Source organism: Pseudomonas sp. NY15354 (assembly GCF_048068075.1).
GTDB lineage: Bacteria > Pseudomonadota > Gammaproteobacteria > Pseudomonadales > Pseudomonadaceae > Aquipseudomonas > Aquipseudomonas guariconensis_C.
This window is the reverse complement of record NZ_JBLUPV010000037.1, coordinates 39505-50609: the sequence shown is the minus strand read 5'-3', so window position 1 is coordinate 50609 and position 11105 is coordinate 39505. Positions and strand designations below refer to the sequence as shown.

Genomic DNA, 11105 nt, shown 5'->3' with positions numbered 1-11105 from the left:
GCACAAGAACGCCGGTTTGTAGATGTGTTTGCTCGCACGAACATCATCCATCAAACCGGCGTTCTTGTTTCTGTCTTTCCCGGGATTCCGTGAAGAACCTTTTTTTATGCCCAAGCCAAGCGTGGAACGCTATCGTTGTCCGAGGATTTGCCCAGGATGCTGCAACGGATTGCATGTCAAGGATTACCAGGAGCCCGCCGATGAGCGCTGCCAACCCCATCCCGCCTTGCGTACTGATTGCCGAAGGCGATCCTTGGGTGCGCGACATGCTCCGCGACATGCTGCTCAGCGTCCGCTGCGATGCCCGTTTGCAGGTCTGTTCCAATGGACCGGAAGCAGTGGCCGCGCTGGCCAGCAAGCCCGATCTGATCATCGCTGCCCGCGAGCTGGTCGGTGGCGACGGCCTGGACTTGCTGCGCAACGTGCGTGCTAAGCAACAAACCTCTAGCTTGCCCTTCATCCTCATGAGCGAGCGCAGCGACAGCGCCAGCGTGCATGAGGTGTTGCCGCTGCATCCCACCGCTTACTTGAGCAAACCTCTGGATCTGGAGAACCTGCGCAAACGCCTGGAAAAACTCCTGCTGGAGGTGGGCGAGCAGGTTGCCTGCCCGGTGCCGGCCTTGCAGCCGGGCATCAAGCTGCCGGCCTATCTGGAGCAGCGCCGCGCCAGCGCCGATGGCGGGCCGCTGCTGGCCGATGTGCAGGCGGCGATCAAGCGCGCGCTCAACCCCCAGGGGCTGAACCTGAGGGTTCTGGAAGAAGAGGTGCGTAACGACCCACAGATCACGGCGGTGCTGATTGCCGCCGCCAACAGTGCCGCGCTGCACAGCGAAGTGCCGGTGCAAACGCTGTTGCAGGCCTTGAACAAGCTCGGCAGTACCCAGAGCATGAACCTTATCCTGGGCCTGGCCCTCAAGCGCAGTTCCCGCCTGAGCGACCCGCTGCTGGCGAGGCATGCGGCGCATTTCTGGGACCTTTCACTGCACACCGCCGAGTACGCCCGCAGCCTGGCGCGTCTGCTTGAGCTCGATGAAGAGCGCTGCTATTGCGCGGGTTTGCTGCATTGCCTGGGCGATCTGGCCGTGCTGCGTTGCCTGCAGGAGTGGTGCCTGGCCGGCGGTGAGTTGGACGAGGACCAGGTACAGCTGGCGCTCAATGAGTTTGGCGCCGCCTTTGGTTCGGCGCTGCGTACCCGCTGGCGCCTGCCGTTGAGCCTGCGCGAGCTGATCGCCGCGATCTACCAGCTCGGCGGTGGGGTCTATTCCCGGGAGATCCTGGCCATGAACCTGGCCGGGCAACTGTCGCGTCTGCCGGTGGAGCAGGGCCTCGAGAAAGTCGCCAGCAGCAAGACGGCGCGCCTGCTCAAGCTGGGAATGGCAGAGCTGAGCCGGTTACGCAGGCAGGTCTGACCTGCAGGCGCTGGCGTCGCCTGCGATGGGCCGCGCAGCGGTCACAAATCTTCAATGGAGGGGCTCTCCCGAACGTCTCAGCCCCGCACGATCTGGTTCTTGCCCTGACGCTTGGCCTGGTACATGGCGGCGTCGGCACGGGCGAAGAGGGTGTCGATGAGGTCGTCCTCATCGGTGAGTTCGGTAACGCCTTGGCTGACCGTGACGCCATACACCTGCTGCCCGTGGCTGAAGCTCAAGTGCTGGATCTCCCGTTGCAGCCGTCCGGCGATCTGTTCGGCGATCTGGGCGGTGCAGCCGGGGAACACGGCGGCGAACTCCTCGCCGCCGATTCGCCCGAACAGATCGCCCCGGCGCAGCACGGCGCGCCCGCTGTCGGCGATGCGTTGCAGCACCTGGTCACCTTCCTGGTGGCCATAGGTATCGTTGATCTGTTTGAAGTCATCGATGTCTAGCAACAGGAAGGCCAAGGGCTTGCCTTCTTCCCGGGCGGTTTCCAGGGCCTGGCGGGCGCACTCGAAGAAGTGGCGGCGATTGCTGCTCTGGGTCAGCACATCGGTGGTGGCCAGGCGCTGTAGCTCGCCTTCGAGCTGTTTCTTCTCGGTGATGTCCTCGGCGATGCCGACGATGATCACGCGTTGGTCGGTGTCGCGCTGCTGGTTGACGTAGCACTTGTCGCTCAGCCAGCGCACCTGGCCTGCGGCGTTGAGGATGCGGTACTCGCGGTCTTCCACCGCGCCGGTGTCGAGCACTTGCGCCAGGCTGCGCTCGGCGTATTCCAGGTCGTCCGGGTAGATGCTGTCGCGCCAGGCGTTGTAGTCGGCCAGTACCAGGCTGGCCGGGCGACCGAAGATGCGCTCATAGGCGGGGCTGACGTACAGCACCCGGCGGGTTTCCCAGTCGAAGGCCCACAGCACGGCGTTGACGCTGTCGAGCAGCGAGCTGTAGAGCTGCTCGCGTTCGCTCAGTCGGGCGACTTCGCCCTGGGCATGGAGCAAGGCGAGCAGGGTCTGTGCAGCTTCCGGCGGTGGATTGCCGAAGAGGGTCGAGGTGAGGTCTTTGGCCATGAGCACGGAGCGATTCTCGGCGTGAAAGCGTGCGGCCACGATCCGGCCCGCCACGCGGGCGATATGCCGGATTTGAGTCGAGGAGGGAAGTGAAGTTCCGGTCGGCACGCCCCGTGACGAGGCGTGCCGATCAACGGTGCTCAGGTGCCGGAAGGGCGCAGGGAGTAGGTTTTCAGCTGGTCGGCGAAGTCGCGCAGGGCCTGGATGCCGCTGGCTTCCGCTTCGTGGATCCAGTCTTTCATGGCGGCCAGCATGTCATGGCCGTTGGCGCTGGTGCGGGCCCAGATCTGCTGCAGCGCCAGGCGTTTTTCATAGATGGTCTTGAGCGACTGGCTGTGGGCGAGCATGGACTCGATGCGCACGTGATGGCGGTCCTGCAGCAGGCTCGTTTCACGCGACAGCAGGCGCTTGGCACGACGGAAGTGGTGGCGCACCGAGGTGTCGACCCGGGCCAGCTCCTGCTTGACCAGCGGCGCGATGACCAGCTTGCGGTACTGGGCCATGATCTGGAAGCGGTTGTTGAGGATGGCCATGGCGGTGTCCATGTCCAGATGCGCCTTGCCCTCGACCCGATGAGCGATGGGCGCCACGCGCTGGACTTTGGCCAGGTGCAGCAGGCACAGCAGGCGAATCCACATCCAGCCCATGTCGAACTCCCAGCGCTTGACCGAAAGCTTGGCCGAGTTGGGGTAGGTGTGGTGGTTGTTGTGCAACTCCTCGCCGCCGATCACGATGCCCCAGGGCACCAGGTTGGTGGCCGCATCCCGGCACTCGAAGTTGCGATAGCCCAGCGCATGGCCCAGACCATTGACCACGCCCGCGGCCCAGAAGGGGATCCACATCATCTGCACTGCCCAGATGGTGATGCCGATGGTGCCGAACAGCAGCAGGTCGATCACCGCCATCAGGGCAATGCCGCCGAGCTTGTAGCGCGAATAGAGGTTGCGCTCGATCCAGTCGTCCGGGCAGTTCTTGCCATAGATGCGCAGGGTCTCGGGGTTGCGTGCTTCTTCGCGGTAGAGCTCGGCGCCTTTGCGCAGCACGGTGCCCAGGCCCTTGTAGAGCGGGCTGTGGGGATCGTCGGCGGTTTCGCACTTGGCGTGGTGCTTGCGGTGTACGGCGGTCCATTCACGGGTGTTCTGCGCCGTGGTCAGCCACAGCCAGAAGCGGAAGAAATGCTTGAGCCCGGCATTGAGCTCCAGGGCCCGGTGGGCGGAGTAGCGGTGCAGATAGATAGTGACGCTGATGATGGTCACGTGGGTCATCAGCAGGGTGACGCCGACCAGTTGCCAGGCCGACAGATCGAGAAAACCGTAGTACCACATAGGTGTAGAGACCCTCGAAAAAACAGGGAAACAGCGCGGGCATTATCACCGGGTGGGGAAATAAAACCAGTCGCCCTTTCCGATAGGAAGTCACGGCATGTTTCAGTCTTTATAATGTCCCATTCTTTTTCATGGACTTATCCACCCGACATGTCTGTTTCCGTTCGCGACGCCTTGCGCATGGCTGCGCTGTACCTGGTGTTCTCGTTGCTTTGGCTGGTGATGTCAGAGCAGGTGTTGCAGGGTCTTTTCGAGGATCACGAGGTGCTGGCGGTCGGGCGGCAGCTCAATGCATTCGTCTGGATGCTGCTGACCACCGGATTGATCTTCGTCACCCGTGCCCGTCTGCTCAATTTCATCGGCATCGGTGCGCGACTGCGCAGTGAGGATCGCGAACGTCTGCGCATGGCGGCGGCGGTGTTCGACAGCACCCTCGAAGGGGTGTTGGTGACCGACAGCAGCGGCCTGATCGTGCACGTCAACCGCGCCTTCATGCGCATCACCGGCTATGCCCAGGACGAAGTGCTCGGCCAGCGCCCAAGCAAGTTCAAGTCCGGTCGCCATGGCCCGCCGTTCTATCAGCAGATCTACGCCTCCCTGGCCGAGAGGGGCGAGTGGAGCGGGGAGATCTGGAACCGCCGCAAGAGTGGCGAGATCTACCCGCAATGGCAGACGATCTGCGCCATTCGCGATGACGCAGGCGCGCTCACCCATTACGTGGCGGTGTTCAGCGACATCAGTGCGATCAAGCACACCGAGCAGGAGCTGGCCTACCTGGCGCACCACGACCCACTGACCGGCCTGCCCAACCGCCTATTGTTCAACGACCGCGCCGAGCAAGCGTTGGCGATGGCCCAGGCCAACAAGCGCGGATGCGCGCTGCTGCTGCTTGACCTCGACCACTTCCAGAGTATCAACGATGGCCTAGGCCATACCTTGGGCGACCAGTTGCTCAAGCTGGTGGGCGAGCGCTTGCGCGACCTGCTGGGCAGTGGCGTGACTCTGGCGCGCCTGGGCGGGGATGAATTCGGCGTGCTGGCCGAGAACTGCCCGCAGGTCGGCCAGGCCGCCACCCTGGCCCAGGCCATCATCGAACGCATGCGCGAGCCGTTCGTCTTCGAAGGGCATCGCCTGTTCATCAGTGTGAGTGTCGGTATCAGCCTGTTCCCAAGTGATGCGCAAAGTGCCGCCCAACTGCTGCGCAACGCCGATGCGGCGCTGTTCAAGGCCAAGAACAACGGCCGTGCCTGCTATGCCCTGTACACCGAAGAGCTGACCGCCCACGCCCAGCAGCGCGTGGAGACTGCCGGCGAGTTGCGTCGGGCGCTGGAGCAGCAGGAGTTGCGGGTGTTCTACCAACCCGTGCATGACCTGTTGAACAACAAGTTGGTCGGCGTCGAGGCACTGGTGCGCTGGGAGCACCCCACCCGTGGGATGGTTTCGCCGGGCGAGTTCATCCCCATCGCCGAGCGCACCGGGCTGATCGCCGAGATCGACGCCTGGGTGCTGCGTCAGTCGTGTCGGCAAATGATGCAATGGCAGGTCGAAGGGCGTGAGCTGCAGTTCGTCGCGGTGAACATCTCCAGCCGCCTGTTCGGCCAGCGTGAGCTGTACCGCCAGGTGGCCGAGGTGCTGCACGATACCGGCCTGGACCCTGCGTTGCTGGAGCTGGAGGTCACCGAGAGTGCGGTGATGGAGGACCCGGAAGTGGCGCTGGAGCAATTGCACCGGCTGCGCGAGCTGGGTCTGAGCCTGGCCATCGATGATTTCGGCACGGGCTATTCGTCGCTGCTGCGGCTCAAGCGCCTGCCGGTGCAGAAGCTCAAGATCGACCAGGGCTTCGTGGCAGGTCTGCCCAGCGATGAAGACGACATTGCCATCGTGCGGGTGATCATCGCCCTGGCCCGGAGCATGGGCATGCAGGTGCACGCCGAAGGGATCGAGCAGGCCGAACAGGCGCGCTTCCTGCTGGAACAACAGTGCGACCTGGGGCAGGGATACTGGTACGGGCGGCCGATGCCGGCGGTGGATTTACGCTGGAACTGAGAGGCTTAGGGCTGCTTTGCAGCCCATCGCAGGCTTCGCCAGCGCCCCACAGATTGCGCTGTACCAGCGCCTTGTGCCGCGAAAGGGCCGCGCAGCGGCCCCAAAGGACTAACGCTTGTTCAGCCCCTTGGCCAAGCGATCCCCACCCAGCTGGATCACTGCCACCAAGGCCACCAGCATGGCGATCACGGTCAGCATGATCTGGCTGTCGAAGCGCTGGTAGCCATACCGATACGCGATATCGCCCAATCCTCCCGCGCCGATGGCGCCCGCCATGGCCGAGGAGTTGATCAAGGTCACCAGGGTGATGGTGAAGCCGCCGACGATCCCTGGCAGCGCCTCGGGCAGCAATACATGCCAGACGATGTGCCAGCGCCGGCATCCCATGGCCTGGGCGGCTTCGACCAGACCATGGTCGACCTCGCGCAGGCTGACCTCGGCAATCCGTGCGAAGAACGGCGTAGCGGCGATGGTCAGGGGGACCACGGCGGCCCATACCCCGTAGGTGGTGCCCACCACCAGGCGGGTGAAGGGGATCAGCGCGACCATCAGGATCAGGAACGGGATCGAGCGGAACAGGTTGACGATCGCGCCCAGCGCCCGATTCAGCAACGGCGCTTCGAAGATTCCACCCTTGTCGCTGGTAACCAGCAGCACCGCCATCGGCACGCCGACCACCAACGCAATGAGCGACGACACACCCACCATCAACAGCGTATCGAGCAAGCCTTCGAGCAGACGATCAAGCCACATAACCCAGTACCTCCACGTCCTCGGCCCAGTGTCTGGCGCGCTCGAGCAATTGGTGCGATGCATGGGGCGAGCCTTGCACGGACAGCACCAGTTGCCCCAGGGCATGGGTGCCGATGGTCTCGATGCCGCCTTGAAGCAGGCGTATCCGCCCACCCAGGTCGTTGAACAGGTCCGACAGTTGCGGTTCGCCCAGCAGGTTCAGGCGCAGCACCACGGCATCACCTGGGCCCGTCGGGCTGGCGCGCAGGTTGGCCTGCAGGGCAGCGGGCAATCTGGCCTGCAAGGGCGCGAGCAACGTGCGGGTCACCTCGTGACGGGGCGAGCCGAACACCCGCCAGACCTCGCCTTGCTCGACGATCTCGCCGCGCTCGAGGACCACCACCCGGTGGCAGATATCGCGGATCACCGACATCTCGTGGGTGATCAGCACCACGGTCAGCCCAAGGCGCTGGTTGATGTCGCGCAGCAGTTCGAGAATCGAGGCGGTGGTTTCGGGGTCGAGCGCTGAGGTGGCCTCGTCGCACAGCAAGATTTCAGGATCATGCACCAGCGCCCGGGCGATCCCGACGCGCTGTTTCTGCCCCCCGGAGAGCTGCGCCGGGTACACTTGGTGCTTGTGCGCCAGGCCCACCAGCTCCAGCAGCTCGCTGACCTTGCGCTGGCGCTCGGCCTTGGGCACGCCAGCGACCTTCAAGGGCAACTCGACGTTCTGCCACACGGTCTTGGCCGACATCAGGTTGAAGTGCTGGAAGATCATGCCGATGCGTCGGCGCAGGGCAACGAGCCGGTCCTCGTCGAAGGGCGCGATGTCGGTCTGGTCGATCAGGACCCGGCCCTGGCTGGGCTGCTCCAGGCGATTGATGGTGCGCAGCAGGGATGACTTGCCGGCACCGCTGCGACCAATGATGCCGAAGATCTCGCCGCGACGGATGTTCAGGTCGATGCCGTGCAAGGCGGGTTGCGCCTGGCCGGGGTAGGTCTTGCCCAGGCCGATGAAGCGCACGTGGGCTTCGTTGACCTCCGGGCGCAGGACTTGCTCGCGGGCGGGCGGCGGGGAGTCTTGCGGTAGGGGCGCCTTGAGGGCGCTGGCGCTGCTCATCTCAGCCCTCCCAGCCGGCCTGGTACAGGCTGCCATGGGCTTTGTCCAAGGCGGCGCGCACGGCCGGCGAGTGCTGGTAGATATCGACGAATTTCGCCAGGCGTGGGTCTTCCTTGCTTTGTGGACGAATCACGAACTGGATCACGTACTCCTTGTTCTCCAGGCCGTCGAACAGCAGCGCCGAGGTGGCATCGAAGCTGTTGGCCAGGCGGATGTAGGCCGGATAGCCCTGGACCAGGTCGGCGTCGTCATAGGCGCGTACCAGTTGCACGGCCTCGACCTGCAGGATCTTCAGCTTCTTGGGGTTGGCGACGATGTCGTCCTCGGTGGCCTTGTAGCCAACGCCTGGCTTGAGGGTGATCAGCCCGGCCTTGGCCAGCAATTGCAGACCTCGCCCACTGTTGATCGGGTCGTTGGCGATGGCCACGCTGGCGCCTTCGGGCAGCTCGGCGAAACTTTTGTAATGTTTGGAGTAGAGCCCGACGTTGTTGATGATGCCGGGGGCGTAGGGCACCAGGTTGAAGCCGGCGGCGGCCTTGGCGTTTTCCAGGAAGGGAATGTGCTGGAAGTAGTTCACGTCGATGTCGCCGCTGTTGAGGCTGACATTGGGAGCGATCCAGTCGCTGAACTCGATCAGCTTCACATCCAGGCCTTGTTTGTGGGCTTCCTCCACCGCGGCTTCCAGCGGGATGGCGAAGGCCGCGGTGGTACCAATCTTCAGCGGCTCGGCGGCGGTCGCGGCGCCGGCCAGGCTCAGGGACAGGACAGCGGCCGCGACGGGCCGGAACAGTTTTTCAAGCATGGTGCAGGGCTCCAGTCGGGGCAGGGGTCGGGTTGCGATAGGCCGCGCCGGGGTGACCCGCGGGCAGGTAGGGATGAGGTGCGCCAAACAGTTTTTCGCGCAGGGCGCCTTCGGCGTAGGCGGTCTTGTAGCGGCCACGCCGTTGCAGCTCCGGGACGACCAGGTCGATGAAGTCTTCGAAGCTTTCCGGGGTCACGGTGCGGGTCAGGTTGAAGCCATCCAGGCCGGTCTGATCGATCCATTCGATCAGTTGTTCGGCGACCTGCTCGGGTGCGCCGACCAGCGTCACGTAGCGGCCACCCAGGGCGTGCTGCTGAAGCAGGCGGCGGCGGGTCCAGGCGCTGTCCTGCAACTGGCGGGTGGCCGATTGGATCGCGTTACCCTGGGTAAAGCCAATCGGTTCGTCCAGCCCATAGGCGGCAAAATCGATACCAGTGGAGCTGGCAAAGTGCGCCACGCCTGCTTCGGGGCTGGCATGGCGCAGGTATTGGGCATGCTTGGCGTGGGCCTGGGCCTCGGTAGGCGCGACGATCACGGTGATGCCCATGAACACTTTGATCGCCTGCGGGGCGCGGCCAGCGGCACGGGCGGCCGCGCGGACCTTGTCGACCTGGGCGCGGGTGGCCGCCTGGTCCTGGCCGCTGATGAACACGCACTCGGCATGTTGGCCCGCGAACGCCAGGCCCCGGGGCGAGCTGCCCGCCTGGAACAGTACCGGCGTGCGCTGGGGCGAAGGCTCGCACAGGTGGTAGCCCTCGACCTTGTAGAACTCGCCGTGATGCTGGACTTTGCGCACTTTGCTCGGCTCGGCGTAGACCCGCCGCTCGCGGTCGGCGATCACCGCGTCATCGTCCCAGCTGCCTTCGAGCAGCTTGTACAGCACCTGCAGGTATTCGTCGGCCTGGTCGTAGCGCCGGTCGTGCTCGGGTTGCTGGGCCAGCCCCATGGCCCGGGCGGCGCTGTCCAGGTAACCGGTGACGATGTTCCAGCCGACCCGGCCATTGCTCAGGTGGTCGAGAGTCGAGAGGCGCCGGGCGAACAGATAGGGCGCCTCGTAGGTGAGGTTGGCGGTCAGGCCAAAGCCCAGGTGACGAGTGACTGCAGCCATGGCCGAGACCAGCAGCAGCGGGTCGTTGACCGGCAGCTGGATCGACTCTTTGAGCGTCACGTCCAGTGACTGCCCATAGACATCGTAGGTGCCGACGATGTCGGCGATGAACAGCCCATCGAACAGCCCGCGTTCCAGCAGACGTGCCAGGTCGGTCCAGTAGGTCAGGGTCTTGTACTGGGTCGAGGTGTCCCGCGGGTGGGTCCACAGGCCATGGTTGATGTGCCCGACGCAATTCATGTTGAAGGCGTTGAGCAGGATCTCTTTGGCCATCAGATCGTCCCTCGGCGCGGCGGGTTTTCACCGTTGAGGTAGTAGTTGCCGATGGCGTGGTACTTCCAGCGCACCGGGTCGTGCAAGGTGTGCACACGGGCGTTGCGCCAGTGGCGGTCGAGGTTGTGCTCGGCCAGGGTGGCCTGGCTGCCGGCCAGTTCGAACAGGGTGGTACCAGCAGCGAGGGACACCTCGGTGCTGATCGCCCGGGCCTCGGCGACGGCGATGGACGCGGCGGCGACGTTGGCGGCGCTGCTGTCGTCGCGGGCCCGGTCCAGGAACTCCCCGGCCCGCTCCAACAACGCCTCGGCAGCGTGCAGGCGGATGGCCAGATGGCCGAAACTCTTGAGGGTCAGTGGGTCGTCACTGGCCTTGTCGATACCTGAGTCGACCCACGGCCGGCTGCGGGTGCGCACAAAGTGCAGCGCGTCCTCAAGGGCGGCGCGGGCGATGCCGGTGTCGATCGCGGCATGGAGGATCTGCGCCAAGGGGCCGACGGGCGTTGGGCGGTCGAAGGCGCTCTGGAACGGCACCACATCCTCATCGTGAACCTGCACGTTGTCGAACACCACTGAGCCGCTGCCGGTGGTGCGCTGGCCGAAGCCGCTCCAGTCATCGATCACCTGCAGGCCAGGGGTGTCCGCGGGCACGAACACCAACTGCTGAACGCCTGCGTCATCGACCACCGACGTGGGGATGCGCTGGGCGTACAGGGCGCCGGTGGCGTAGAACTTGCGGCCGTTGATGCGCAGGCCATCGCGGTCGCGGCTCAGGCGGGTGGTGCGGTCATGGGCGGTCTTGGTGCCCAGTTCGGCCAGGGCATTGCCGAAGCGCCGGCCTGCCAGGACCTCGGCGTAGAGGCGTCGCTGCTGCTCGGGCGAGCCGTTCACCCGAAGCACTTCCAGGGCATAGAAGTGGTTTTGCGGGATCTGCCCCAGGGCGGCATCGGCCTGGGCGATGCGGGCGATGACCTTGGCCAGGGTGACGTTGGATACGCCGGCGCCGCCAAAGGCCTTGGGCACGCTGATGCCCCACAGGCCGGAGCGGGTGAACAGCTCGAGTTCGGCGTGAGGCAGGAGGCGTTCGCGGTCGCGCAGGGCGCTGTCACGCTGTAGCTGCTGGGCGAGGTCTTCGGCGACAGCCAGGGCTTGGGCATCGCTGGTGATGACCGCCGCCTTGGGGGTGGGGTGGGTCAGTGCGTTCATGTGTTTCTCCAGTGCGGA

Annotated in this window: 9 protein-coding genes; 2 read left to right on the top strand and 7 right to left on the bottom strand. The window is 64.8% G+C overall.

Annotated features, from left to right (window positions below; translation table 11 throughout):
- Positions 1-200 precede the first annotated feature (200 nt).
- On the top strand, positions 201-1409 hold the full coding sequence (locus tag ACNFCH_RS23530; RefSeq protein ID WP_416744095.1) for an HDOD domain-containing protein: 1209 nt from the start codon (positions 201-203) through the stop codon (positions 1407-1409).
- Between the two features lie 77 nt (positions 1410-1486).
- Here the strand turns inward: ACNFCH_RS23530 and ACNFCH_RS23525 are convergent, their stop codons facing one another.
- Together ACNFCH_RS23525 and desA are read right to left on the bottom strand one after the other, a co-directional pair.
- Positions 1487-2518 (bottom strand): sensor domain-containing diguanylate cyclase, encoded by a 1032-nt coding sequence (locus ACNFCH_RS23525; RefSeq protein WP_337159427.1) that lies wholly within the window; start codon positions 2516-2518, stop codon positions 1487-1489.
- Between the two features lie 98 nt (positions 2519-2616).
- Positions 2617-3801 (bottom strand): delta-9 fatty acid desaturase DesA, encoded by a 1185-nt coding sequence (gene desA / locus ACNFCH_RS23520; RefSeq protein WP_337159381.1) that lies wholly within the window; start codon positions 3799-3801, stop codon positions 2617-2619.
- 150 nt (positions 3802-3951) lie between these two features.
- Here desA and dibA point away from each other — a divergent pair, with 150 nt between their 5' ends.
- Positions 3952-5847, top strand: coding sequence for a phosphodiesterase DibA (gene dibA / locus ACNFCH_RS23515; RefSeq protein WP_337159382.1), 1896 nt, complete (start codon positions 3952-3954; stop codon positions 5845-5847).
- 108 nt (positions 5848-5955) lie between these two features.
- Here dibA and ACNFCH_RS23510 read toward each other — a convergent pair whose 3' ends face one another.
- From ACNFCH_RS23510 to ACNFCH_RS23490, 5 genes are read right to left on the bottom strand one after another with little or no spacing between them, the layout of a single operon-like run.
- Positions 5956-6600 (bottom strand): methionine ABC transporter permease, encoded by a 645-nt coding sequence (locus tag ACNFCH_RS23510; protein WP_196163268.1) that lies wholly within the window; start codon positions 6598-6600, stop codon positions 5956-5958.
- Complete coding sequence (locus tag ACNFCH_RS23505) at positions 6590-7699, bottom strand: methionine ABC transporter ATP-binding protein (RefSeq protein WP_416744092.1); 1110 nt, start codon at positions 7697-7699, stop codon at positions 6590-6592. The genes ACNFCH_RS23510 and ACNFCH_RS23505 overlap by 11 nt, the downstream gene beginning before the upstream one ends.
- 1 nt (position 7700) lies before the next feature.
- Complete coding sequence (locus ACNFCH_RS23500) at positions 7701-8501, bottom strand: MetQ/NlpA family ABC transporter substrate-binding protein (RefSeq protein WP_337159385.1); 801 nt, start codon at positions 8499-8501, stop codon at positions 7701-7703.
- Complete coding sequence (locus ACNFCH_RS23495) at positions 8494-9882, bottom strand: LLM class flavin-dependent oxidoreductase (RefSeq protein WP_337159386.1); 1389 nt, start codon at positions 9880-9882, stop codon at positions 8494-8496. Before ACNFCH_RS23495 ends, ACNFCH_RS23500 begins: the two co-directional genes overlap by 8 nt.
- Positions 9882-11087: an SfnB family sulfur acquisition oxidoreductase gene (locus ACNFCH_RS23490; RefSeq protein WP_416744090.1), complete on the bottom strand. Its 1206-nt coding sequence runs from the start codon at positions 11085-11087 to the stop codon at positions 9882-9884. The genes ACNFCH_RS23495 and ACNFCH_RS23490 overlap by 1 nt, the downstream gene beginning before the upstream one ends.
- Positions 11088-11105: the final 18 nt, after the last annotated feature.

What these genes read in the sequence shown, in the direction of transcription:
- desA (WP_337159381.1), bottom strand. Translation starts at nt 3,801, where the DNA reads ATGTGGTACTACGGTTTTCTCGATCTGTCGGCCTGGCAACTGGTCGGC.
- dibA (WP_337159382.1), top strand. Translation starts at nt 3,952, where the DNA reads ATGTCTGTTTCCGTTCGCGACGCCTTGCGCATGGCTGCGCTGTACCTG.
- ACNFCH_RS23530 (WP_416744095.1), top strand. Translation starts at nt 201, where the DNA reads ATGAGCGCTGCCAACCCCATCCCGCCTTGCGTACTGATTGCCGAAGGC.
- ACNFCH_RS23505 (WP_416744092.1), bottom strand. Translation starts at nt 7,699, where the DNA reads ATGAGCAGCGCCAGCGCCCTCAAGGCGCCCCTACCGCAAGACTCCCCG.
- ACNFCH_RS23495 (WP_337159386.1), bottom strand. Translation starts at nt 9,882, where the DNA reads ATGGCCAAAGAGATCCTGCTCAACGCCTTCAACATGAATTGCGTCGGG.
- ACNFCH_RS23500 (WP_337159385.1), bottom strand. Translation starts at nt 8,501, where the DNA reads ATGCTTGAAAAACTGTTCCGGCCCGTCGCGGCCGCTGTCCTGTCCCTG.
- ACNFCH_RS23510 (WP_196163268.1), bottom strand. Translation starts at nt 6,600, where the DNA reads ATGTGGCTTGATCGTCTGCTCGAAGGCTTGCTCGATACGCTGTTGATG.
- ACNFCH_RS23490 (WP_416744090.1), bottom strand. Translation starts at nt 11,087, where the DNA reads ATGAACGCACTGACCCACCCCACCCCCAAGGCGGCGGTCATCACCAGC.